The organism is Bifidobacterium sp. LH_491 (assembly GCF_056356495.1).
Genome location: NZ_JBKEUI010000001.1, coordinates 664364 through 689749, shown reverse-complemented (window position 1 = coordinate 689749; position 25386 = coordinate 664364). Strand labels below are relative to the sequence as shown.

The 25386-nt window shown below is 63.7% G+C and carries 21 protein-coding genes and 2 pseudogenes; 11 read left to right on the top strand and 12 right to left on the bottom strand.

The features are described 5' to 3' along the window. Positions 1-20 precede the first annotated feature (20 nt). From AC1AWK_RS02410 to AC1AWK_RS02400, 3 genes and pseudogenes are all read right to left on the bottom strand, one after another. Positions 21-461, bottom strand: coding sequence for a hypothetical protein (locus AC1AWK_RS02410; RefSeq protein ID WP_476567814.1), 441 nt, complete (start codon positions 459-461; stop codon positions 21-23). A 167-nt stretch (positions 462-628) separates the two neighbouring features. Further along, positions 629-2854, bottom strand: a complete 2226-nt coding sequence (locus AC1AWK_RS02405) for a type IA DNA topoisomerase (RefSeq protein WP_476567812.1) — start codon at positions 2852-2854, stop codon at positions 629-631. A gap of 16 nt (positions 2855-2870) precedes the next feature. Continuing rightward, a pseudogene (locus AC1AWK_RS02400) lies at positions 2871-3271 on the bottom strand (gas vesicle protein). A gap of 427 nt (positions 3272-3698) precedes the next feature. Between AC1AWK_RS02400 and AC1AWK_RS02395 the strand changes: the two are divergent. The 11 genes and pseudogenes from AC1AWK_RS02395 to AC1AWK_RS02345 all read left to right on the top strand — a co-directional run bounded on the left by AC1AWK_RS02395 (position 3699) and on the right by AC1AWK_RS02345 (position 13306). Beyond that, positions 3699-4001 (top strand): LPD28 domain-containing protein, encoded by a 303-nt coding sequence (locus tag AC1AWK_RS02395; RefSeq protein WP_476567810.1) that lies wholly within the window; start codon positions 3699-3701, stop codon positions 3999-4001. Positions 4002-4015: 14 nt separating this feature from the next. After that, complete coding sequence (locus tag AC1AWK_RS02390; RefSeq protein WP_476567808.1) at positions 4016-4357, top strand: hypothetical protein; 342 nt, start codon at positions 4016-4018, stop codon at positions 4355-4357. Positions 4358-4734: 377 nt separating this feature from the next. Beyond that, on the top strand, positions 4735-5022 hold the full coding sequence (locus AC1AWK_RS02385; RefSeq protein ID WP_476567807.1) for a DUF4160 domain-containing protein: 288 nt from the start codon (positions 4735-4737) through the stop codon (positions 5020-5022). 16 nt (positions 5023-5038) lie between these two features. Beyond that, positions 5039-5287: a DUF2442 domain-containing protein gene (locus tag AC1AWK_RS02380; protein WP_476567805.1), complete on the top strand. Its 249-nt coding sequence runs from the start codon at positions 5039-5041 to the stop codon at positions 5285-5287. A gap of 458 nt (positions 5288-5745) precedes the next feature. Further along, entirely contained in the window at positions 5746-6126 is a 381-nt protein-coding gene (locus tag AC1AWK_RS02375; RefSeq protein ID WP_476567803.1) for a MobC family plasmid mobilization relaxosome protein, read from the top strand. A gap of 2 nt (positions 6127-6128) precedes the next feature. Further along, a pseudogene (locus AC1AWK_RS02370) lies at positions 6129-7748 on the top strand (relaxase/mobilization nuclease domain-containing protein). 43 nt (positions 7749-7791) lie between these two features. Then, positions 7792-8865 (top strand): PcfB family protein, encoded by a 1074-nt coding sequence (locus AC1AWK_RS02365; protein WP_476567802.1) that lies wholly within the window; start codon positions 7792-7794, stop codon positions 8863-8865. Positions 8866-8877: 12 nt separating this feature from the next. Beyond that, positions 8878-10782: a hypothetical protein gene (locus AC1AWK_RS02360; protein WP_476567801.1), complete on the top strand. Its 1905-nt coding sequence runs from the start codon at positions 8878-8880 to the stop codon at positions 10780-10782. A 46-nt stretch (positions 10783-10828) separates the two neighbouring features. Beyond that, on the top strand, positions 10829-11143 hold the full coding sequence (locus tag AC1AWK_RS02355) for an aminopeptidase (protein ID WP_476567800.1): 315 nt from the start codon (positions 10829-10831) through the stop codon (positions 11141-11143). After that, positions 11140-11463 (top strand): hypothetical protein, encoded by a 324-nt coding sequence (locus tag AC1AWK_RS02350; RefSeq protein WP_476567798.1) that lies wholly within the window; start codon positions 11140-11142, stop codon positions 11461-11463. Before AC1AWK_RS02355 ends, AC1AWK_RS02350 begins: the two co-directional genes overlap by 4 nt. A gap of 13 nt (positions 11464-11476) precedes the next feature. Continuing rightward, positions 11477-13306: a VirD4-like conjugal transfer protein, CD1115 family gene (locus AC1AWK_RS02345; RefSeq protein ID WP_476567797.1), complete on the top strand. Its 1830-nt coding sequence runs from the start codon at positions 11477-11479 to the stop codon at positions 13304-13306. A 132-nt stretch (positions 13307-13438) separates the two neighbouring features. On the opposite strand, the gene AC1AWK_RS02340 is transcribed toward AC1AWK_RS02345, so the two are convergent. The 9 genes from AC1AWK_RS02340 to AC1AWK_RS02300 all read right to left on the bottom strand — a co-directional run bounded on the left by AC1AWK_RS02340 (position 13439) and on the right by AC1AWK_RS02300 (position 25132). Continuing rightward, positions 13439-14398: a colicin transporter gene (locus AC1AWK_RS02340; RefSeq protein ID WP_476567795.1), complete on the bottom strand. Its 960-nt coding sequence runs from the start codon at positions 14396-14398 to the stop codon at positions 13439-13441. Then, positions 14395-14685, bottom strand: a complete 291-nt coding sequence (locus AC1AWK_RS02335) for a hypothetical protein (protein WP_476567794.1) — start codon at positions 14683-14685, stop codon at positions 14395-14397. Before AC1AWK_RS02335 ends, AC1AWK_RS02340 begins: the two co-directional genes overlap by 4 nt. Beyond that, positions 14682-15233, bottom strand: coding sequence for a hypothetical protein (locus AC1AWK_RS02330; RefSeq protein WP_476567792.1), 552 nt, complete (start codon positions 15231-15233; stop codon positions 14682-14684). The genes AC1AWK_RS02335 and AC1AWK_RS02330 overlap by 4 nt, the downstream gene beginning before the upstream one ends. A 12-nt stretch (positions 15234-15245) precedes the next feature. Beyond that, positions 15246-16940 (bottom strand): lytic transglycosylase domain-containing protein, encoded by a 1695-nt coding sequence (locus AC1AWK_RS02325; RefSeq protein ID WP_476567790.1) that lies wholly within the window; start codon positions 16938-16940, stop codon positions 15246-15248. A gap of 4 nt (positions 16941-16944) precedes the next feature. After that, positions 16945-19329 (bottom strand): VirB4-like conjugal transfer ATPase, CD1110 family, encoded by a 2385-nt coding sequence (locus AC1AWK_RS02320; protein ID WP_476567788.1) that lies wholly within the window; start codon positions 19327-19329, stop codon positions 16945-16947. A gap of 3 nt (positions 19330-19332) precedes the next feature. Continuing rightward, positions 19333-19683: a PrgI family protein gene (locus AC1AWK_RS02315; RefSeq protein WP_476567786.1), complete on the bottom strand. Its 351-nt coding sequence runs from the start codon at positions 19681-19683 to the stop codon at positions 19333-19335. Between the two features lie 33 nt (positions 19684-19716). After that, positions 19717-20562: a VirB6/TrbL-like conjugal transfer protein, CD1112 family gene (locus AC1AWK_RS02310; RefSeq protein WP_476567784.1), complete on the bottom strand. Its 846-nt coding sequence runs from the start codon at positions 20560-20562 to the stop codon at positions 19717-19719. Positions 20563-20574: 12 nt separating this feature from the next. Next, a complete protein-coding gene (locus AC1AWK_RS02305) occupies positions 20575-20808 on the bottom strand; it encodes a hypothetical protein (protein WP_476567783.1) in 234 nt (77 codons plus the stop codon). 277 nt (positions 20809-21085) lie between these two features. After that, positions 21086-25132: an LPXTG cell wall anchor domain-containing protein gene (locus AC1AWK_RS02300; RefSeq protein ID WP_476569547.1), complete on the bottom strand. Its 4047-nt coding sequence runs from the start codon at positions 25130-25132 to the stop codon at positions 21086-21088. Positions 25133-25386: the final 254 nt, after the last annotated feature.

The following is a 25386-nucleotide window of genomic DNA, read 5'->3' as shown; positions in this document are numbered from 1 at the left end:
TTCACCTTGCGGACTGCATGTCACAGAGAGTCGCGCCGCCCTTCCCGGGTCGATTCGAACGCCGTGGCCACCTCTTCCGATACCGGCATGCACATCGTCACCCTGCCGGTTTCCTGCGCGGCATCGCGTTTCATGGCGCGGCGTTCGGCCCTGGTGGGCCGTTCGAGAATCCACTCAGCGCACGCGCGGACAAGGATGGAAGAGACGATCACACCGATGGAACCCCAGAAGTCCGGGACGAAGTCCGGCTTTGCATGGTCGTACCAGAACCAGAGGACCAACGCCAGGATCAACGCCAGGCCGCCGGCCAGGGCGGCGAGCTTGTGGAACACGAGAGCGAGCGTACGGATGGGATGAGTGACCAGTCCCGTCGCCAACGCGACGACAACAAGCAGGGCGGAAACGGCGACGGCGATGACGGCGACGATCAGGTATATCGCGAGCATATAGAGTCCGAGCATGGTTGGCCTTCCTTCTCTCTTCTAATCCATTGTACTGCGCGCGCATGTCGCTCGCGGCGAGCTGGCCTTGAGTCAGAAGATAACCACGGACGGGATGAACCGGCGGCCGACGAAACCGGCCTCCCCCGGCGCGTGGGTGAATTCGGTCATGGGCTGCCGCGTTTCGTTCATTTCCTTTTCCTTTCCTTGTTGCTGTCGCCGAAGTCGAATGCGATGCCCTTGTCCTTGTCGATGAGGAGCGCGGCGTCGAACCTGCCGCCCTTCCTCGAAGTGAAGCCCCTGAGACTTACCTTCCGGCCGGCGAGCAGTCCGCGCATGGTCGAGTCGGCGATGGTCTTGCCGGCTATTGTCGTCCAGACGCGCCAGCCGCATCCTTCCGTGGTCTTCCATGTGCCGTCGGGCTGTTTCTCGCGCCGGTTGGTGACGCACTGGAACACCTTGCCGGATTTGACGACGGGTTCCCCGCAGCGGGGGCATGGGCCGAACGATTCCATGTCGCGTGCCCTCCGTTGCACACGGTCCTGCCGCACTGTGGCCTGCGCGTCCGCCGGAATGTCCGCGGCGAGGCCGCGGAACTCCGATTCGACCTTCGCGGCGTCCGACCGGCCATGTTCGACATCCGAGAGCCGCCGTTCCATGTCGGCGGTCAATGCCACGTCCTTGAGCTTCGGGGCGACCACGTCGATCAGGGATTGGCCCTGGTCCGTGGAGCGCAGCTGCTTGCCCTTGCGTTCCACGTATCCGGTGCGGATCAGCTTCTCGATCACGTCGGCGCGCGTGGCCGGGGTGCCGATGCCGCCGGAATGGGATTCGTCGTCGTCCAGGGCGGCCTTGAGTTCCTTGTCCTCGATCCAGCGGCTGGCGTGTTCCATCGCGGCGAGCAGCGTCGCCTCGGTGAACGGCTTCGGCGGTTTGGTCTTTCCCTCGGACAATGTCGCGCCGCATTGCGGGACGAGAGCGATGGAGACTCCGGCGATGAGGTTCGCGGGAATGATATTGCCCGCGGTCTGGTCGTCATCGTCGTGTTCCTCCCGCTGGCCTTCGTGTTCGATGGAGCGCCAGCCGAGGCAGACGGACCGGTCGGCCCGGCTGGTGAATCTAGTCCACGATTCGTCGAGCGTCGCGACGTCCGTAGGGTGCCGTTCGATCCAGGCAGGATCGATGTTCGCGACGACGTTCGTCACGTCGTGCACGTAGTCGTCTCCCACGGCCTCCCACATGCGGCGGGCCACGCGGACAAGCACGAGGCGTTCGTCGTCGCAGAGTTCGTCGAGCGCGTTCGCGGCGGCCTGCATGGTGGGAAGGATTGCGGTGTGGCCGGCGACCTTCGCGTCGTCCACGGTCAGTTCGAGACGCGGCCGTTCCGGTTTCACGGCTGGGTCGATGAAGCCGGTGACGAGGCGGTCGCCTTCGGTGAGGACGCGCAGCGTGTCCAGGTCGTCGTGCGTGATGTACTGCGAATCGGTGCGCGGATATGTGGTCAGACGCTTCTCGTAAAGCGATTGCAGCGCGGACAGGGTGCGCGCGGCGGTCAGGCCGTGCATCTTGCTCATGTCTTTCTGCAATCCGGTCAGGTCGTACAGACGCGGCGCAGCGTCGTGCTGTTGTTTGCGTTCGGCCTTGAGGATCTGGAAGGTGAAGTCGTCCGAGTTGACGATCCGCAGCAGATTCTCGGCGTCCTCCCGCTTGTCCAGGCGTTCGCCGGACAGCCTCCATCCGCCCATCGGGGCGACGACCTTCCAGTAAGGTTGGGACACGTGGCCGGCGATGCGCCGGTCACGGTCCACGATCATGGCGAGCGTGGGTGTTTGCACGCGGCCGACGGTGAATCTCGCGTTGTAAACGAGACTGTATGCGCGAGAGGCGTTCATGCCGATCAGCCAGTCGGCCTTCGCGCGGATCATCGCAGCGTCGGCGAGTCCTCGGTATTCCGTCTCGTCCTTCATAGACGCGAGGGCGTCGCGGATGGCTTCTTCCTCCAAGGATGCGACCCACAGGCGTCGCATCGGCTTGTCGACGCCGGCATGCGCCACGATCCTGTGGAAAATGGCCTCTCCTTCACGGTCGGGGTCGCAAGCGTCGACCAACGAGCCGACGTCATCGCGCCGCATCAGTTCCGCGACGATCTTGTACTGTCGGTCCGCTCCCCTATCCCGGCTGATCTTCCATTGCCAGTCGGGCGTCGGGTCGATGGGCAGCGCGTCGAGTCTCCACTTGCCCCAGTCGTGGTCCTTGTATTCGTCGGGCGCGGCCAGATCGACGAGGTGTCCCTGCGCCCAGGTGACCAGGTCGTCGCCGACCTGCACGTAGCCGTCGTGCTTTTCCGCGTGCCCTCCGATCGCCTGGGCAATCGCCTGGCCGACCGAATGCTTTTCGGCGATGATCAGTCGCATCTCGCATCACATCCCATCAGTAGTTGCCGGACGCCACACGGGTCGTGCGTCATCCGAGGCGTCCGTCTCGGCTGCGGGCTCCTGCGGGGCGGCACCGTCATCCGCCCGCATGTCGGACCCGGTCTTCTCCGGATCCGGCGCGGCGTTGGTTTTCCTTCCGGCCGGTGCTGCTACAAGATCGCCCTTCGCGTCGAACGCGACGTTCTTCTCCGTTCCGGTCATCGCCAACTTGTCGGCGATCGTCGTCCGGCTCATGCCGGGGAATGCCTCCTCGAATTGCCTCGTCGCGTCGCGCAGCGCCTGCGCGCTCTTGCGAAAATTGTCGAGGCGGCCATCAAGCTTCTTCGCTGCCGTCTCCTTGCGTTTGAACGACTCGCGTTCGTCGCGCAGGAAGTCGTCCACGTAATCGGATGCCATGGTCCGTTTCCTTTCCAGTCTTGTTTTCATCAGGTCCCGGTTTCGATCCGGCTGGAACCATGGTCGCGCGATTGGACACATGCCGGTTTGGACAGTCGGGCTCTGCCAGGATCACACGCTTGTGATCCTGGCTTCGCCGGAAACGGAGAGCGGCCCTGGGCCGCGCGCTATCTTCGCCGACCCTTCCGGGATTTCCAGGCGTCGACGCCTGGAAGGGAACGGTCGGCCGGCCATGGTTCATCATCACAGCCCCGCGCCCGCGTCTTCGGAACTGCGTGTTCCATGCTCCGCTCCGGGAGGGCTTCGCCCGATTATCCCGAAGCGGGCACGGCCCACGCGTCCTCCGCCGCGCGGCGGGACCGCGAGGCTGCCCCATGTCCGGCGAAAGGAAAACAGGAACGCCGGCGGGACACTAAGGAGTGGAACCATGCAGATGGAACCGATGGAATTGCAGCACGCCGTCTTTGAGACCGACGGGGGACGAATCGACGCGATGTGGAGCGACGTGCGTCTCCACGCGGGCGACATTCCCGACGGATGGCACTGCTACGCCGTCAGGGGCGGCGACGGTGGATGGCCGCCATGCAGCATCGAGAAAACAGTATGGGTCAACCACGCGGGCGACATCATCACGCCCGACGACCTCGACCCGCTGCTCGAAAGGAACGGGTGGATGCTCGTCATCAGGGACTGGTGGTTCACCGACGAACCGTTCGAGCGCGCGGAATGAAAGGAGACATGGACATGAAGGAGAAGAACAGGGCCGAGGAATGGTTCCGGGCCAAACACGACGAGCTCGCCGGGACGGCACGTGCCAACCTCGCCGCACACGACTTGGAACCCGGACAGGAGGCCTACCATCTGGACAGCCTCCACTATGCGACCGCCGAACAGATGGAGGCCATATGCCCGACGGGCATCGACTTCGACCGGTACGCGACTCTGGCGAACGGCAGCGTCGGATACGACGAGGCCGACGCGCATTGGGCCGACACGGCATGGTGGGACGAACAGGCGCGAGCCATGTGGGACGAGGTCGACGACATCCCTGACGACGGACTCTACTGGACAAGCGTCGAAGACTAAACGTCATCGCCGTTCCCGGCCAAGTGACGCCCGGGACCGATGCCGCCCGCATGACGCGGGCGGCGCCTCCGGCGGCCAGAGGACGACTACCGTCCTCTGGACTCCACGCGCCGGGAACCGTTCCCGGACCCGACAGGGCGTCGCCGTGGCACGGAGGCCACGTCTCGCCGGCGGGAAACGGAGCACGGCACCAATGCCGCGCGCATCCCGAGGATTTTCTTTTGACCGGCCGGCTGACGCCTTGATCATAGCGGCACGCGGAACCCGTCAACGCCCGCGCAGCGAAACCCGTGGTTTCGACGCGTTCTCATGACGGAACCCGCTACCACCGCTAGCGCTTTCGCTTGACCATCCGGTCAAAAGAAAAATATCCTAGAATGGAAGACAACGAAAACAAGGAGGCGGACATGCCGGTCATCAGCATGTTCTTCGGAATCATCATCGCCATGAACGCGGACGACCATGTTCCGCCGCACATCCACGCCAGATACCAAGGACATGAGGCGTCCTTCACCTTCGATGGCAATCTGCTCAAGGGAGACCTCCCGCGCAAGCAGCGCAAACTGGTCGAGGCATGGGTGCTGCTGCATGCCGAAGAGCTGGAAGCCGACTGGGAGCTGGCCTTCAACCTCGAGCGCCCGTTCAGAATCGACCCGCTACGCTGACAAGGAGGCAACGGACATGACCATCGACTATTCAATCAAAGTGACCCAATGCGAGCCCATGCCTGGATACAAGCTCAAGGTCACCTGCTCCGACGGCGCGACCGGAATCTTCGACATGTCCCGATACGTCGACCGCGGCATGTTCAAACCGCTCAAGGACCCGAAGACGTTCGACCGCGTGCGACTCGCGTTCGGTGTGCCCTCATGGCCCGGAGACATCGACATCGCCGCGGAACGTGTCCGCTCCGACATGCAAATCATCTAGGAACCCGCGCGCCCTGCCCCGACCGTCATCAAGACGGCCGGGGCTTTTTCATGCCCGCATGCATGACGGATATGACGCGCCACCAACGACCCACCGGCCCCGCGATTTTTTCGCGGGGCCTTTTCATTTCCCGCGCTCCGAGTGTCCAAACCCGACGCCGTTTCCACGACGGACGATTGGCGTAAGACACCGGCCTTCCCTTCAAGGCCATGGGCGAAAGGAGCGAGGGGTGAACGCGATTATCCTTCACGGCATTGCGCAATCATGCCGTGCGAAATCGCTCCCAATCCATGAAATGGATATGGGAGTAGCAAGTGACGCGAACGTATATACGTTCTCTCTTTTCGCCGTGCGAAAAGACTTGCTCGGGAGACCCAGACCCCGTAGTCGGCAAAGCCTCCAGACCGCTCACGCGGCTACAAAAAAACCTGTCCCCATATCTCTCTTGGAGGTGCGGAATGAGTTGGTCTAACAAGCGCCGACGCAGCGTGCAGAAGCTCGTCACGTTCACTCCCGACGAGTGGGGACGCGTCAATGCGCTGCACAAAAGGGTGAGCAGGTGCACGACACGATACCGTTCGTTCACCGTGTTCGCGCGCAAAATGCTGACCGATGGCGAAATCCGCGTCATCGAGATCACGCCGCGGACGGACCCCGAGCCGCTCGCAAAAGAGATCGGCCGAATCGGTGTGAACGTCAACCAGATAGCCCACTGGGCCAACGCGAACGAGCATATAACGGCCGAGCAGGTGGCCGAGATCCGCGCGTCGTTCGACCGCATCGAGCGTCTGCTCGGCGACCTGTTCGCCGACATGAGCGAAGCCCGGAAGGACGCGTGAGCATGGCGGTGGTCAAGCTCGGCAGGCCGGTGAAATCGAATCTCGGCGGCGACAACGGGGCGATGGCATACGTCATCGATCCCGCCAAGACCGACGGAGGAAGACTGGTCGGCTCGAACTACGAGCGGACCAGGACGGACTACGATGCGCTGGCCGAAGGCATGATCAAAGACAACGAGGACTCGCCCAAAGGCATCCAAGAAAACAGCCGGCTGGCCTACCACATCAAGCTCAGCTTCAGCCCCGACGACCCCGTGACGCCCGAGCAGGTGCACGAGCTCGGCATGGAGTTCGCTCGCCGAATCACCGGAGACGAATACAAGTTCGTGGTCGCCACGCACACCGACCGGCACCATCTGCACAACCACATCGTGGTGTGCGCCGCCTCCCGATACGGAGAACATCTCAAGGCGCATCTGCCGAAGGACATCATTGAACGGTGACGCGTCGTCGCCAACGAAATGTGCGCGAGGGAGGGACTGAGTGTCATCTTCAACCCCGTCACCGAGCAGACCGCGCGCAAAATGCGCGACGACCAGACCGCGGCGGGAGAGGACCCGGCTACCCGGGACCGCGATCCCAAGCGCGTCGAAGAGACTTCCGAACCAGGCGCGGCGACACCATCGCGCACCGGAACACAATCGCCGGCGAAACGCCGCTACGGCATGTCCATGGAGGAAATCTACGCGGCCGCGAAGGGCATTGGAAACAAGGACCGGATGCGCATGATCATCAGCCTGACCCTGGCCGGCGCAGAGAGCTACGAGGACTGGAGAGACATGCTCAACGTGCAGGGAGTGGCCGTGACAGTACGCGGCCAGCACCTCACATACACACTCAAGGACACCGGCTTCAAGATCCGCGACACCAAGCTCGGCCAGGCTTACAACATGACTAACATCATGGCCGGACTGCAGAGCACGCCCGTCATCCCCATCACATTCAACCGCCGCCTCGTCTCCAAACGGACCAGAAAAACGATCACCGTGTGGCTGCCCGGCACACACCGGAAGAAAAAGATAACGTTCGACGCGAGTCGTCTCGTGGACGACGGCGGATCCACGCTGCGCGCGTTCCTGCCCCGAGACCGCGACCAGATCATCCTCGACCCGTCCAACCGGTACGCCGGCAAGACCGCGACGACCGGCCTCTACCAGTGGTTCGGCGAGCCAACGAGCCGTCTCGAACCGCAGACCACGCCCGAACGACTGCCCCTGCGCTACGGGGTGAGTCCGGCCCAGCAGCGCTACTACCAGGCGCAGGCGAGACGCCTCGACCGGCTCGCCGGCGAGGCGAAGGCGCTGAATGCGGCGATCAGAGGGACTCGCCTCGCGGACGGCGACAGCGCCAAGGGACTCAAATTATTGCGGGCGAAGGTCCGAGAATCGCACGACGCACTCCAGGCCGCCGTCGTCGCATTGCACGACGCGATCCAACGCGGCGACCACGACCTCGCGGCCGAGACGCGCGAGGAAATGGAACACCAAGAGGCCCTATGCGACCGGTACGAGGGCGAGCTGGCCGCCATCGAACACGAGATCCACACGATCCGCGACCTCGATCAAACGAAGACCGAACAGCATGAACGGCAGCAACGGCACAAGCGTGGACGGTCCATCTGAACCGCCCGAGAAAAACCAACCGACAACAAGAAAGGAAACCACAATGCCCATCGAGGAACAGATGGAGGAGAAGATCCAGAACGCCGTCCAAAGCATCATCGCCGGAGGCGCGAGACTCACGCTCAGAATCCCCAAGGGCGTGGCCATGGCGATGCTCCGCTCCGGATTGAAGCTCGCCAAGACCGGCGTACACGCCGCGGGCGTGATCGTGAAGGACAAGATCGGCAGCGGCGAGATGTCCGAGAAAAGATTGCAGAAGAAGAAGGACGGCGACCTGCACGAACTGCAACTCGACGACTCGACCATGCGCGAGGTGCAGCACAGTCTCAAGCAGACCGGCATCGACTACCACCTCGAACGCACCGACCAAGGCCAGTTCATCCTGCACTTCGCCGGCAGGGACGAGGACCACGTCCGACACGCGGTGCAACGCGCTTTCAGGAACATGGACCTCGACGTCGCCGACGACGACTTCACCGTCGAGCAGACGGAACAGCGTGAAAGGAAGACGGAACAGTCCCGAAGCGAACCGGAATCCCCGATACGGGAGACACCGGTCGAACCGGCCGCGAAGCCCATGCCGACGCAGCGCATAGCCTGGGACTTCGTAGAACCGGAGGTCATGGAGATGTCCGCCAACAGCCTCGCCGCACACCACCCCGAACTCTCATGGGACAAGCTCATGGACCACGCGACATGGAACGAGCAGACCGGACGCGACTTCACGGACCGAATCATCGGCAAGGCCGCGGCCGATCCGACATTGCGCGACGAACTCGACACCATCCTACGCAACGATTACGGGCAGGGCGCGCAGACACAGGAGCAGACCCGCGCGCAGACACCCGAACCAAGCGGGGAGACACCGACATCGCAGCCGGCAAACGAACCGGAACCCGCGCCGAACGAAACCCGGACGCAGACCGAGCAACAGCATGCGCTGTCCGGGAACAACGCCCCCAAGCCGGAGGGAAAGACCAAACCGCCGAAGCCCATCCGGTCGAAGAAGGCATTGCTCGAACGCTTCAAGGCCAGGCTCAACGAGAACCTCGCCGGACAGAAGAACCACATGCCACCCACCCAGAACAGGGACCTCGCGCCCCGCAAAAGCCGTTGAAAGGAAAACACAATGAACCATCAGGACCAGGCGACGAAACGCGCAGCGATCTTCCAGGACACCATCAACGGGACCAACGACCCCACACCATGGCCCGTGTCCATGTGGGCCACATCCGGCGACACGATCTGGACGGCCGGCACGGCGAGGACGGCAGGCGAGGACTCGGTAGGCATGATCTACGGACCCGGCGACACCATCGCGCACCGGAACACAATCGCCGGCGACACCACCCGCGCCACCGAGTCCTTCGCCATCAGGCCAGAGAAAGGGCAGAGCCCGATGGATGCGATGCTCACGGACATCGAACGGTGGAACCACCGCCATCCCGACCAGTGGGACACCGTGGCCGAGCCGGGCCGGTACCATATGACGGATCCGACGACGGGCAGGCCACTCCCGATGGGATGGAGCGACAGCCTCGCCGTGGCCGCGTCCGCGGCGGGACGTCTCGACCCCGACCTGCTCCAGGCCAGCCTCATGCAGAACGCGGTCGAACACGAGCCGCGTCCCTGCGTGTTCTTCCTGGAGGACAACGGGTACGACCTCATGGTCTTCTCCTGGCACCAGAACGAGCAGGGACTGTTCTACGCGATGACATTCAAACACCTGCAATACGACGACCTGAGCATGCAGGTCACGACCATCAGCCACAGCGAGGACATGAAGGAATCCTTCCCCGCAAAAACCATGAGCGACGGCGAACTGCTCGCCCAAAGCCTCATCTACCGGGACGAATACCAGTCCTGGCGTGAACACGACGGCGGCCCCGACGCCCGGGGCATGACCGGCCGCGTAGCGCGCAGCGGACTGCTCAAACCGGGATTGGAACAGAAGCCTCTGCTGAACCTGAACGACGGCAGGCGCGCCCCGGACTGGAACGAGTTCACCGACCAGGCCGCCATATCCATTCTCCAGGGACGTCCCGTCTCACCGGCCCCCGCGCTTCCCCAGCAGGAGCAGCCCGGACGGGACGCCAATTCCGCGGAAGACGCCCCGGAACGACAGGCACCGACGCGAGCGGCCACGAGACACGTCTGGCCGAACGCATGGGTGGCGAACAGCCTCGCGCACACTTATATATTGCACGCGAAGGACGGACGAGACTGGCCGAAGATGATAGTCGGCCTCCCCCGCGGCACCGTCATCGACGGACGGGACCTGACCGGCTGGGCCACCGACATGTTCATGAGCAGGAAGAACCAGAGGCAGAAGAACGATGGACGGGCCGTCAACCTCAGATTCAGACCAGACGCCCCGGTCGAACTGTTCATCGGCCGCGGCACGGAACGCCGCACCACGCAGGTTGACCCGCAGACGCTCGTCCAGGCGATCCTCGACGCGCAGAAACGCAACCGCGACGCCGAGGAGACGCTCGACACGACATCGCTGGAACTCGCCTCGAAGACCGTGGAGGAATCCTGGCCGCAGATCGAACGCATGCAAGGCCGGTTCGCCGAATACCAGCGCGACGGCACATACAAGCCGGCCGTCGCGTTGAAATGGGCACGCCGACTCGTCGACCGGACCGCCGGCCCGGACGAGAGACGGTGGAACCACCGCCAACGCCGACAGGCCGCCAGACTGCTCATCCAGGAACTCGCCGGCACGCAGGAACCGTCCCAGACCAGAAACAAGACGAACATCGAACGGGACGCGCCGGAAGCCGTCAGGACGGACACCACCACGGACACAGACCCGAACGAGACGCAACCGGACAAGGCGGAGGAACAGGAACGGGGCCACGGAGGGACCGGCTCACCGGCAGCGGCATCCGATCCGGAACGACGGCACACGGACCTGAAGTCAACGCTCGACCGATTCCATATCAGGCTCAGGGAGAACCTCGCCGGTCTCAACGCGGCTCCGTCCGAAGCCGGCATCGACATGAAACACGGACAGCGGAAAGCACTATAGGAAGAGCGAACCACGCCTCACCTTATGCAAGCGACAGGAGGAACGCATGACAACGGAAGAACACCCCACCATGCCCCCGGAACCCGTCATCTGGTTCGAAGGCACTCTCATCAGAGACCCGCAACCACACGGAATACCAGACGACTGGCTGCTCGAGACCATGGCCGTGGGAAACGCCGCAAGGAAAATCACCATCCATGCCAGCGGCAGGGACCACGCGGACAACATCCGTCGCAACGCAGGGGAAGGGACCCGCCTCATAGTCAAGGGCACCGCAGGAGACGAGGCGTCCGGCATCGACATCGAAGCCGAGAGCCTCGCGTTCGATCCCAGCCACGCCGAGCCGGACGGGGAACGATGACACGAACCACAGTCAGCGCCGACAAACCCGACAAGGCCGGTGACAGCGCATGGATCGACATCAACGGCCATGCCGGCCGGCTCATGTCCACGCTCATGGCCGACGGACGGCCGTTCAGCATCGCCGTGGACCCAGCCGGCATGACCATCATCACGCCCCTTTCACCCCCGGCGGCCCGCACGCGGAACACGGAAGCAGCCGACGGCGCGGCAGGCAAGAACGGAACAGACCCTGACGGCGGAAGGATCACCAACAGGAGGAAGCTGTACGACCGGTTCAGGAGCAGGCTCAACGAGAACCTCGCCGAAAGAAAACAGTAGAAAAGGAACCATCATGCAACGAATAAGAGGAATCGTCATCAAGACGCTGACCATCCTCGCGGGATTCTGGATCGCCGATCTCGCGGCCGACCGCGTCCAGGACGGCATCGCCGCCGGCGAAAGCGCGGAACGGATCATGGACGATATGACGACCATGCTCCAACGTCCGACCGCCCTGGGACTCGACCGGACCAGCCTCCTGTGCGGAGTGGCAGGCGCGTGCGCGGTCGGCCTGTTCCATCTCTACCGGTGGAGCATGAGCCAACGCAACTGGCGCGAAGGAGAGGAGTATGGGTCGGCACGCTGGTCCGCCAGCCGGGAGATGGCCCCATACACGGACAACGACACCAGACAGAACCTCCAGATGACGGCTACCGAGGGCCTGAGCCTCGACGCGCAGGCCACGGGCCGCAACCTCAACACCACGGTGATCGGCGGTTCCGGTTCCGGCAAGACCGCCACGCACGTCATCCCCAACATCCTCAAGGGCAGCATGAACTACGCGTGCACCGATCCGAAAGGCGAACTCTACGCACGCACCGGCGCGAAACTGGAGAAAATGGGATACACGGTCAAACAGCTCGACCTGGTGGACCTGACCAGCGAGACGAAATTCAACCCCATGCGCTACATCGACCCCACGAAACCCGACGTGGCGATCATGCGGCTCGTCACCAACATCATGGACAACACCAACGGCTCCGCACCCAAGGAGCACCAGACCGACGACTTCTGGACCAAATCCGAACGCAGCCTCCTGACCGCGCTCACCGCGTTCGTCTACTACCTGCCCGACGACATCCTCAAGGACTGCCTGCACATCGACGCCGGCCAGACCCTCAACGCGGTCGCCGACATGCGCGACCTGCTCGAGGCCAGCGAACAGGACGAGACCAAGGAAAGCCAGGTCGATGCCGTCGCCCGGACCGCCACTGAAATATACGAGGAGACCCGCGCCGAATGGGAACGCAAGGGCGCGGACCACGACGACCCGGACCTGCGGGAGGCATGGAGGCTCGCCCAGGGCCTGAAGTTCGCCGCCCGCCAGTACCGGCCCTTCACCCAGGGCGCGGGAGAGACCAAGAAGGGCATCATCATCAGCCTCGGCGTGCGCCTCGCCCCACTGACCGTCGGCCCGGTCCGCGAGATCCTCTCCGACGACAGCCTCGGCATCGACCGGATCGGCGGATACCAGGACGAGCACGAGGGCGGATACAGGCATCCCAACAGAAAGACGGCCATATTCCTCGCCCTGCCCGACGAGGACCCGACCTTCAACTTTTTGGCCGCGATCTGCTACCAATGCCTCTTCGACAGCATCATCCGCCGCTGCCGCACCTACCCCGGCGAATGCCTCGCCACGCCACTGCACTGCTTCCTCGACGAGTTCGCCAACGTGGGGCGCATCCCCAACTTCGACAAGCTCATCGCCACGATCCGCTCGCGCAAGGTCAGCGTCAGCATCATCCTCCAGACCATCGCCCAATTGAAGACCATGTACAAGGACTCGTGGGAGACCATCGTCGGCAACTGCGATAACGTACTGTTCCTCGGCGGCAACGAGCAGTCCACCACCGAGTGGCTCAGCAAGCTGCTCGGCAAGGAGACCATCGACCTGCGCACCACCAGCGACTCGAAGGGAGTGACCGGCAGCCACACTATCAACTACCAGCGCACCGGACGTGAGCTCCTCACGCCGGACGAGCTCGCGCAACTGGACAACGACAAATGCATCTACAACCTGCGAGGACTGCACCCGTTCCTCAGCCGTAAGGCATGGCCGGGAACGGCCATCGCCACACCGAAATCCACGCTCAGACACTCAAAAGGATGGGATGCGTGACCAGGCCCGACGCCAGCGCCATCGACGTAGACAAAGGGAAATTCATCATCTTCACGGATCTGAATAGCATGGATTCATTGCTCGGGAATCGCCGCCGGAACCAATCGCCGCATTCGCGCAACGTCGGTTGTTCTACCAGAGACCTGGATCGCTGCCGGGCAGACCGGCGTCCCCGCCCGACGGCGAGGGCACGGACCATCCCGGCGAGGTTCCCGAACTGGACCCGCCTTGGGATTGGGATCGGTTTCCTCCCGAGGATGGGGGTGTTTGCCGCCGTGGAGACGATTGGGATTGCGACGCCTGCGCCTGCCGCGCCGCGGCGGCCGCGGCGGCTTCGGCTTCAGCCTTGGCCTTCGCCTCCGCGTCGGTTTCCTCCTTCTCGGACTTTGATTCGTCGACCGCCTTCGTGGCCTTCGCGATCGCTTCGGCGTCACGCGACCTGACCGCCTTCAGCAAGGCCTCCCGGGTCTTATTGTCCTGGACCTTCCCGGCGGTCGAATCGTACAGGGACTGCGCGTCGGCGACGGTCTTGTCGAGCTTGCTGTCGGTGACGGCCTTGGTCGCGGCCTTGAGACCGGCGAGACGGCCCCTGAGGTCTTTGGTCGTTCTGCGCAGCGCCTCAGTGGTCCTGTCCACGTCGGATGTGGCGGCGTCGGACGCGCAGGAACCCTTGACGGCGGTCGTCTTCGCGTCCAGAAGCCGTTCCAGCGAGTCAAGCGTCTTGGGATTCTCTACTTGTCCGCGACTGGTGTCCTTCAACAGTCTGGAGGCCTCGGCCGCGGCCCCGTCCAGGGCGGACTGGACGGTCTTGCGTGTCGCTTCGGCCGAATCGCATGCGTTGACTGCGGTCTCATGCGCCTCTTGCCGCACGGCGGCGGCGTGGCGGCTTGCGGCTTGCAGTCCCAACCAAAAAATGGCGAGGAGACCCGCAGCCACGATGAGCGCGACGAGCGCTTTGCCGACCGGGAAGGCACGGCGCACCTTCAGGTCGTCAAGATCGGCCGAGTAGGTGACGGCCGCCGACAGCCCTCCTGGTCTCTCGGTTTTCCTGGTTTCCGTCGGTACCGGTTCCGATATGGACGGGAGGCTCATTGTGGTTGGCTCCGGGTCGGCGACCTGTTCGGGTTCCTGTCCTGGTTCGTCTTCCGGCGGCGACGGCGCATGGATTCGGGAGGCCTCGGCGCCGCTCCCACCGCGTCGAAGCCCTGCTCCTGCGCAGCGTGCCACCATTCGATGAGCTCGGGCCACGCATGCGGATGCTCGGCGACCAGGCGCATCCATGGCCTCCAGCCGAGGTCGTTGGCCATTGCGTGCAATTGGTCGGCCGTGAGTTTGGCGCTGAGGATCGGCTCGCCCGTCTTCGTGTCGGTTCTGATCATTTCTCGTCGTCCTCGTCCGCCGGCACCTTGTCGCCGAGGACGGTGTACGCGCCTTCGAGCGGACCGCTGATCCCGGTGCATCTCCATCCCTTGTCGGCGGTCCATCGCCATGTGAGGTTCCATGGCGATTCGAGTCCCGTCCAGACGCTGCACGTCGCGGTCGTGTCGGTACCGGCGTTCATGCCACCGGACGCCTGCACGCCGGACTGCTCGGCTATTCGGTCGACGGGTATGTTCAATCCACGCGCGTCCGACGTGAAGTAACTTTTGATGAGTCCGTCACGGTCTACGGCATGGCTGGTGTAGGCGGCGGCCGCCTTCGGCGCGAGCTTCTCGCATACCTCCAACGGTTTCTGGTGCCTCACGGATGGCGTGGCCGCCGGCTCCCCCGTCTTGGTTTCGGACGCCACGGCTTTGCCCCGGCCTTCCGGTTCGGCCGGATGCATGAGGATGAAGGCGATGTTCGCGACTACCATAAGGACGACGGCAACGGTCGTGGCCGCAATGATGAGGACGTTCCTTTTGCCGTTCCTTTTGAGCTGGTCCATTCTTTTCCCTTCCTAATGGATGAAGCTAACGCCGCTGCCCATGGCCTTGAGGTCGGCCGCGCTGATGGTCTCGGTGACTACCGTCATCCAGCCAGTGCCGGACTGGCTGATGAGAATCGATCCGTCTGAATTGACCTGTTCGACAACCGCGACGTGACCGTAAACATTGGAAGAGCCATGCACGCCAGGCTCGAAGCAGATCACGTCACCTGGCTTCGGACTCCGACCCAACTTGTATCCGAGGCGGGCGGCGGTGTCGTTCCACTGGCCGCCGTCGCCCATGTGCGCATCGACAGGCTTGCCGATCTGGCTGCGCCGCATCGCGGCCCACCAAGTGCACTGATAGGTGTCGTAGTCAGGAAAGCGCGTGTAGCTCAGTCCCATGGCCTCGATGTCCACGTGCCATCCGTCGCTCATGACGAGCTTCGGGCTCAGCGCTCCGACGGTCACCCCCGAATCGCCGCCGCCCGAAGAGGTGTACTTGGCCCGGGCCAGGGCGATGATCTGTTTCACGTAGTTCGTGGTCTCCGTGAAGGGCGGTATGCCGCCGTATTTCAGGACGTTTCCAAGACCGGCGTTGTAGGCGGCGAGGGCCAGGTGGAGCATGTCGCCCGTCAGTCTTCCGGACTTCTTGGCCATCTCGACCTGCGAGGCGAGATCGCACATGTAGTTGCCCTGGGTCCAGATCGCGTCGTGCGGGTTAAGGATATCGGCCCTGCCGTCGCCGTCGCCGTCCAGACCGTGGGTAGTCCACGTGTCCGGCATGAACTGGGCGACGCCCTGAGCCCCGGCGGGGCTGCCGGCCTCCGGGTTCCAATTGGACTCCTGTTCGATCTGGGCGGCGATGATGCTCGGCGTGACGACCGGGCAGATGGATCCGGCGCGGATCACGTCGGCCTCGTATTCAGCAGGCACGTTCGCCACGCCCGTGAAATCGCTGGCGCTGGATCCCAGGAACGCGCCCATGACGGCCGCAAGAACGCCGAACACCGCGAGCAGGACCGCGATGCCCGGCAGAACGGGAAGACTGACGCCAGCGGCACCCGCGACGACACGGGATGCGACCATACGCACGAAATTCGCGGCGGCGCGGACGGTACGCACTGCGGCCTGTCCGGCCGCCTTCGCACCGCCCGCCGCCTTGGCGGGCGCGCGACGGTGCCGCCAGATGAATCTGGCCGACGAGCTGACGCCCCTCACGCCCGTGCGCGTCGCTTTGAAGGACAGGTCGCGCGCGCCGCTTCCCAGCTTCGAAGCGAAGTCGTCGTCGGCAGCGGCAACCCTCGCGCCGGCCTCGTCCATCCAGCCCATGCCGGTGGATCCCATCCTTTTGACGCCCCGGCCGGCTTTTCCAAAGCCTGCGCCTACGCGCTTGCCGATCCGCTGGCTCGCCTTGCCTTTCGCCGCGAACTTGCCGATACTCTCACTGGGCTTCGCCTCGGACAGCACCTTGGGTTTACCGACCGACCGCAGGCCGCGTTTGCCGCGATCCACGACGCGACGCGTCCTGCCGGCCGCCCAACCTACACCGCGCACGACGCAGTACATGCCGGCGCGCCCCGCCATCTCGGCGGTGGCGTGGCCCATGGAATCGGCGATGTCGGTACGGTCCGCGCCGAACTGCGCGGCGCTGGACACCACGCCCGTGGCCGCGCGTCCGATACGGGCGCGCGTACCTCCCGCACGGTGGGCTTGGGTTCCGCTCATGCGCTCACTTTCCTTCCTGGAAGGTCGTGGAGTACAGCTGGTAGAGGTCGCCGCCCGCCGGGATTCGTCCGTCGAACGGCACATAGGCGCTGCCGATCTTCATCAAGCCTTGCCCGGGCAGCACGCCGGTGAAGTACTGACGCTGCTCCTCGCTCAGGGTCAGCAGCTCGCACAACGCGTCCGCGTCGGTGCTGTTCTGAGACAGAAGCATGAGGAAGTCCGAGTTGGACAGCATCTCGCGCGCGTCCTGCAGGTCGAGGATCTCCTCGACGTTCTGGGTGATGCCGGTCACGCCGAGCCCGTATTTACGCGCCCTTTTGTAGATGTCCTTGAATTGCGCGGCCGCGTACTGGTTGGAGAAAAAGCGATGGAATTCGTCGACGTACAGCCAGGTGCGCCGGCCGTTGGCCTTGTTGCGGATCACGCGGTTCCACACCTGGTCAATGACTACCATCATGCCGAACATGCGCAGTTCGCCGGACAGGCCGGACACGTCGAACACCGTGAAACGGTTGCTCAGATCGACGTTGGTCTGCCCGTTGAAGCCGCTCATGGAACCGGTGATGTACGGCCCGAGCGCGTCCGCGAGATACCTGCTCACCTGGTCGCCGGCCGACTGCAATTCGTCGCGCAGGTCCTGCAGCGTGGGCTGCAGGACTCCCCCGCCATGGTTGCGGTAGCGCGTGTACAGGTTGCTGACGCACTGGTCCACCAAACCCTTCTGGAGCGGGTCGAGTCCGTCGATGCCGCCGATGAGCGCACCGATCATGGAGACCACGTTGTTGGTTTTGTCCTTGACCGGATCGGAGGCCGAGTCGTCGTCCAGGACGATGTCCATCGGGTTGACGCGCGTGCCGGTGCCGGCGCTGATCTGGATGATCTGCCCGCCGAACGCGGCAGCGAGGGCGAGGTACTCGCGTTCCGGATCAATGACGATCACCTCGTCGTCCCTGTTGAGGAACATGCCGGCGATCTCCTGCTTGACGGTGAAGGACTTGCCGCCTCCGGACGTACCGAGCACGAACCCGTTCGAATTCATGTGGCTGCGCCGGTCCGCGAGGATCGGGTTGCCGGAACGTGCGTTGCTGCCATAGAACAGGCCGTGCGGCTCGAACACCTCCTGTGTGGTGAACGGGATCAGGATGGCGGCGCTGTTCGTGGTCAGGGTGCGTTTCATGGGCAGCGGGTTGTTGCCCAGCGGCAGTTCGGCCGTCAATCCCTCCATCTGCATGAACTTCAGGCTTTCGGCCGTGCACGACTGGGCGTTGACCTTGGCCTTCACGTCCCTGCACGCGACCTCCAGCTCCTCCTGGCTCGCGGCCGACACTCCGATCACGATGATCGAGTTCACGAGCCGTTGATTGGTGGAACGCAGCTCGTCACGCAATTGGCCGAGCTGCTCCTGCTGGTCGGCCAGATCATCGGGCAGGTCGTCGGGGTCGAGACCCTGCTTGCGGTTCTTGCGGCGTTGGTCCATGACCTGCATCTTGACCTCGGCGTTCTTGCGGCGCACGAGAGTCATGCTTTCACCACGGTCCATGGGGGCCAGGTGGATGCTGACGTCGACGCGGGCGCGCAGTCCGGTCAGGTCGTTGACCAGCTGGTCTGACAATTCCGGCGGCAGATTAGACACCCACATGGTGCGGTGCAGGTATGTTGAGTCCAGTGATTCGATGTCGAGCATGGTCGGATTGCGCGCGTCGATGCTCCACGGGCAGACGAAATCCTTGGTGTCGGGCTTGCCGGGCATACGTTCGAAACGCCGTTCGTCGAACCGGAACCCATCGCCCGGGCGGAGCACCTCGGACATGAGGCGCAGCCGGTGCTCGCGGTCGAGGCGGATGGCCTTGCACGCGTCGATGGAACGCATCTGGCTGACGAGGTTGTTGCACAGGGCGTTCAGGCTCGCGACGGCGGCATGCTCGTCGCTCTCCCGGACCGTGACGGTCAGGGTCTTCACGGTGCTGGCGTCGCGGCTAACGGATTCGAGCTTGCCCTGGGCGAGCCGGTTGTAGTCGAGCCGGTAGTGGTCCAGGCTGTCGCCCCGCTCGTCCATCATCACGTCGGCGAGGATCTCGCGCATGCCGCGTGAGCGCGTGTATGAGGCAATCTGCACGCTCTGCCCGGACTCGAAGCTGTTGATGAGCTTGGCCCAACGATCAAGGATCTCCATCTTATGGAATTCGGGACTCAGCTGGTAGTTGATGTCCTGGAAGAGGATGGTGGCGCTCCACCTTCCGTCACCCAGGCTGGCTATCCCGTTGCGCAGCATGGCGTCGTATCCGATGAGCTGCTTGACGCCCTTCGGCAGACGCGTCGCCCTCTTCCTGCGTCCGACCGCCCTGGCCTCGGCCGCGCCCGCGCCGCGGCTCTTCTTCTTGCCGAACATTCCTCACCTTTCCTTGATCGTTGGTTTCACGCCGGTACGGTATGGTCTGGCCGGACCGTCGAACAGGTAAATCTCTCGCCGCGCATAGTGACGCAAAATGTATTTCAGATATCTCTCGGGCATGAGGCCCTTGGGCCTCACCCAACCCCACACCGCTATGGGAAGGCCGGGCGGAAAGATCAGGTACATGGCGAGGTTGGGATCCATTCCCAGACCGAACCACAGGCCGGCATACCCTCCCCCGCATACGATCGCGAGGATGACGGCGGCGAGGCACTGCCGCCAGCTCATTCCCATGAACACCTTCGACTCGATGGTGGTCAGCTCCCTGTAGACGGGCATCTGCAACGCCATGACGATTTCTCCTTTTCGTGGACTGCGGCGTGTCTATTCGCCGCCGAAGAGCTTCTTGGCTACCGAGTTGGCCGCCATGACGACGCCGATGAGCATGACGCTCGCCAAGAGCAGACCGGTGAAGTTGTCCATCACCCAGCCGGAGAGGCTGTCACCGGCCTTGAACTCGCTCGGGTTGAGCATGCCGCCGACGAGCGTGCGGTACATGAGGAGCGCCAGATAGAGGGTCGCGCACTGGAACACCAGCGACGCGTATTGACGGAAATAATTGATACCCCATTGGCGGGTATCCTCTTGCGCGATGAACGCGATAGGCAACGGGTTGAAAGCGGTGAGCATGTATATCTGCACGAAACGCAGGAGGATGACGACGGTGACGACGATGGTCGCACCCTTGGAGACGAGAAACGGCACGAAGAGCAACACCAGGCATGGAATCTGTCCAAGCAATCCGACGGAGGCAATGGCATCGCGCATGCTGTCTCCGAGGCCGAGAGCCGACGACGCGCCCGTAGCGGGCACCGCCGAATGGATGCCACCGAGCACACTGCCGCCAATCTCGTCGACGGCTTGGAGCATGAGCTCGCTATGCTGCGCGGCGGTGAACACGAGTGCGAGCTTGAACATCGCCATGGCGACGAGCTTGACTCCCAGCTCACGGTCGCCGTCAGCCTTGGAACTGACCCTGGATAGTTCCAAGACGCACATGATAGCGAGGACCGTGCTGGCTATGGGTTTGACGGCCGAGCGGGCGACGGTCAGGCTCAGTTGGTACATGCCGGCGTTGTATTCGGCCGGGGTCTTCAGCAGATCGGCCACGAGGTCGTCGCCGACGCCGGACGCTATAGAATTGAGGATGCCGACGATGAAATCGACCATGTGTCTCCCGTCTTACAGGGCGATGCTGGAGAACAGGGTCGCGGCGGCGATAATCAGACCCCCGCCGACGAGCTGCCAGGCGCCCGACTGCATCGCCGGGCCGTTCTGGTCCTTCAGCCCTCCGGCCAAGGTGATGACGCCCCATAAGGCCCACAGGCCGCCGCCGATGGTGGCGAACTGGCTGAAAAGCTGCAACGCACTGGTGACGATGCTGCTGCCGGCCGCCGCGACGGTGATTCCGTACATAATTGTTTCCTTTCGACTTGTTTTGATGACATGACCACGGTATGGCCGGCGAAAAGGCTCCGGTTTGGACACCCACGCCGAACCAGAGGTATTTGGGACGGTAGAACCGATCCGCCGAAAGGAGAATGATGCCGCCCGCTTCCGACGCCCTCGCAGGGATTCAAACCCGGAGCCACTTTGGATATAGGGAAAATGGATTGAGAGAAGCGTGTCTTATCCCCGCGCGGGCTGGGGCGCGCCCGGAGACAGGGCGCGCCCCCGTTCAGTCGCTTTTCAGCTATTCACCGCTCCGGGAGTCGGAGGCGCGCTCCGCGCCGTCCAGCATCGCCTTCCTGCGGCGGCGCGCCACGGCGACCGCCACGCCAGCGACGGCAAGCGCGGCGGCCGACGCAGCCATGCCGTAGACCACGGAGCCGGTGGTGGCAAGGTTGACGCTCATGCCGTTCCAATCGTCGGTGGCGGACTCCACCTTGGTGTCCGCGCAGTAGTCCTTGCCGCCGATGGTTACGACGTCATCGGACTTGCTCTCGGTCTTGGCGTCGGACTTGGAGCCGGCGTAGCCGGCAGCGGCATCCGAGGTGCCGTCGCCGAACGGAGCCGACGCGTCGACCGGGCATTCGGTCAACGGCGTGCCGGTGACCTTGGCTCGGTCGGTGTGGTTCTTGGTGACGCCCTTGAGCGTGCCGGTCACTTCGACGCTCTCGCCGGGCTTGAGCACCTCGGTGTCCCAGTCGGACGGGTACTTGAGGTCCACGACCTCGCCGTCGCCGACGACGGTGGAGTCCTCGAGCTTGAGATCCTTGGTGCGGAACACCGCGCCCTGCTTCGTATCCGGGTCGGTCTTGCTCGTGTTCGCGATGGTGAACACGATCTCCGTGTCGCCGGTGACGGTCAAAGCGTCCTTCGAATTGTCGCGGTCGCCGTTCGGCAAGCCGGACTTGCGGTCCCACTTCTCGACGGAGATGCTCGGAGTCATGTCCGGGGTGCGGGTCCACACGACGTTGGATTCGAGGTGCCGGCCGTTGTAGTGCTCCGTGAACCGGTTCTCGTGGCGGGCGGTCACGGCCAGGCGCTTGCACTGGATGTAGGAGCGCCAGCCGGCCTCATGGGAGCCGTCGGAGACAAGGGCCCTGTAGCGCTCGGTCGCTTCGACGGCGACGGCGTTGCGACCTTCGACGGTGGCCGTGGAGAGGGTGAAGAGGTCACCGCCGAGCTTCGAGGAGTCGAAGCCGGAGCCGGCGATCCTGTCGCCCTTGGCCGCGAGGACCTTTCCGCCTGAGATCAGGTCGCGCGTCGCGTACACCGCCCACTGTCCGGTGTATTCGTCGAAGGCCGGATCGAGAGAATCAACGATGTTCCACTTGTCGACCTGCGGGTAGGCGCGGTCGGCCGGCAGGATGGAACTGTCGAGCTGGTAGAGGAAGTCGCGGCCCTTGTAGATGCTCTTGCCGTCGGCGGACGAGCCGCCGACCTTCACGGTCACGTCCTTGGCCGGGTTGATGGGCTTCAGGGGGTTCGTGACTTCGTTGGTGTCCTTGCGGACTTTGTTGAGAACCTGCACGGCCTTGTTATTCACGACATAGCCGTCAGTCACCTTGACGACGCTCATCGGCATGGTCACGGTGTACGTGTGGCCGAGGAGCGTCTGGTCGATGGCGGGCCGCGCGAGCGGGTCATGCTCGTCGGACTCGCTGTAGGACCTGAGGTCGGTCGGCTGCGGGTCGCCCTTGACGGTCTCTCCCGTCGCGGGGATCTCGGTGTCGACCAGCTTGGCGTAGGCGTAGAACACCCCGTCCTTGTCCTGGATGTTGAACTTGTCGGTCACGTCCCTGCCGGTCTCGTCGGCGATCTCCACCTTGGTGGCGTCGAGCTTGAGGTACTCGTCGTCGTAGTCGTCGGTCATGCCGAGCCTCCAGACCTTGTAAGCCTGGTTGTCCTGCTTGGCGTCGATGTCGACGCGGTAGTAGATCTCGTCTCCCAGCAGGACGGCCTTTCCGTCGATGCTGACCGTCGGATCCTTCTGCGTATCCTTCTTGGCCGGGTCGATCTTCGGCGGGATGTTGAACACCTCGTTGCTCGGAGTCAGCGAGTTGTTGAGGGTCAGCACCCACTTGTTGCCGACCTTGTGGTCGGTGGGGGCGTCGTCGGCGACGGTAGCCTCGAAGCGGACTTGGAGGCGCGGGATGGCGCCTGCGCGCCACTGGCTGATCGTTTCCTGGCCGGCGAGCAGGGTGAACATGTGCTTGGAATCATCCCACTTCGTCGTGTACTTCTTCTTGGACACCGGCTTGCCGGTATTCAGGTCCATCATCTCCAGGGTCTGCTTGTCCGGCTTCAGATAGGAATCGTAGGAATCGGTGAAGCTCACGGACTTGACCTCGTAGGCGAGGTCGGACGGCAGTTGCGGCTGCGTGTCGAGCTGGTATTCGACCTTTTGTCCGGGCTGCACGACCCTGCCATCCACGCTCTCCTGCTCGCCGCCCTGGCTCGCCTCGCTCACGACGTCCTTCTTCGCTGGCGGAATGTAGCCGCAAATCTGCGGCTCGTTGGTCGGCACGGTGTGGTTGTTGACGGTTTCGGAACCGCTGTTGGTCAGGTTCTTGCCGTTCGGCGCGGCGCAGAAGGTGAGCTCGCCGCCCGCGGCCTTGCCGAAGTCGGCACGCACCCGTGCCGCGCCCTTGCCGTTGGCGAAGTTGATCTTGCCGGGGATGAGAAGCGTGACCTGCTTCGGGTCCTTCAGCTTCTTCAATCCCTTGAGGTAGGAGGCCTTGGCAGTGGCGGTGGCCTTGGTGCCGTCGACGGTGATGTCGAACTGGCCGGTCACGTCCCTGCCGGTATTGACGATGTCGCTCACGCTGCTTTCGCGGTCGGTGCCGGCCGTCGCCTCATACACGCGGATGTTCTTAGTGTCGGCGTCGAAGATGTAGTCGGAGGCCGTCCAGTCATCGGTGAGGGCGAACTGTTTCGGAGCCTGGATCAGGTTCTTGCCAACAGTGCCGTTGATGACGCTGCCGATCTTGTCGCCGTCGACGTAGGTGCGGGAGTCGCCGCCGGTCTTGTTGGTCTCTTGCGGGTCGATGACGGCCTGCCATCTTCCGTCCTGCTCGTACACCCAGCTTTTGTCGGGGTTGGGCTGCCAGGTGTCGAATTCCTTGCTGCCGGCGATGGCCTCGGGATCTTGGTTCCACTTGCCGAACGCGCGGTCCTTGACTTTCTTGAAGTCCTTCGGCTTGCTGACAGTGATATCGAAGCTGAACTCGTACCTGTGGCCCAGGGGCATCTCGCCCTTGTCGGCGGTGCGCGCGGCCGATACGGTGTCCGTCTTGCGATCCCAGGTGACGGTGAACTCATTGGACACGTCGCGGTCGTTGTCGGTCGTGTCGACGAGCTTGTAGTTGTCGACGGTGTAGTCGACGCCGTTGGCCGTGATCTTGTCCCTGAGCGTCATCTCGTAGCCGCCCTTGCCGGTGCCGTAACTGATGACGGTCCGGTTGGTCATGCTGTCGGCGCTCACGCCCTCGTCGATGGTCTTGGTCGGCGAGGACGGCGGTTCGGCGCTCACGGTCCAGGTCTCGGACGGGTCCCTGTCGGCCGTGTCGACGCCCGATTTCATCCTGCCCTGCTTGGCGACCTGTATGTCGATCCAGTACTGGCCCTCCTGCCAGTGGCTCATGCCGAAGTCCGCCGGAGTGGCGAGGTTGTCGAGCGGGGTGTCGGCCGAGTTCGCGAAGGTGATCGGCTTGCTGATCGTCTTGGCGGCGACGTAGCCGTTCTTCTGGCCCTCGTAGTGGATGATCGCGGCGCCTTTCAAAATCTCTTTGACGCCGCTGCCGTTGTTGCTCGCGTGCAGGGTGTCGCCGATCGGATCGGTGGAGCCGACCTTCAGGTCGGTCCTCTGCCTGTGGTTGGTGGTGACGGTCAGGTCGTAGTCGCGGGGCGGCTGCTGGTTGTTGACCGCGACGCACACGACCTGCACGCCGGCCGGGTATTGGTTTCCGGTCGTAGTGATCTGATTCGTGAACTTGTCATAGACTTTCTGGACCCAGGCGCGGCTGTACCCCTTGAGGTCGCCGCTCTTGTCGCCCAGAGCATTCCAGTTGGCGTCGAATCGTTTGCGGAAGTCGGTCGGGTTGGTTCCCCACGGAACCAATCCTCCGGAACCGTCGGCGACGGTCGCGGCGACACCAATCACGCGCGCCTGGGTGGCGTCGCCGTCGGACTTGTCCGAGACGGCCCGGGTGATCGCCTCGGTGCAGGAACTCCTGATTCGGGAAACGATGGCGTAGCTGTCGCCGGTAGGGATATTGTACCCGGAGTTTCGCATCGATTGGAGCGCATGGTCGATGGATGCCCGCCCCCATCCCTGGATCGGTGAATCCGTGTAGGTGTTGTCGTCCTGAAGGTAGAGGATGTCCCCACTCGGGCCGACGCCGCCGCCCCCGCCGTTGATCCCTCCGCCGCCGGAGCCGATGCCGGCGTACGCCGGCATGGCCGTGAGCAGCATTGCGATGGCCGCGATGCCGGTCACCGCCTTCAGAGCCTTCTTCTTAGGTGTGAACCTCAATGGTTTCTCCTTTG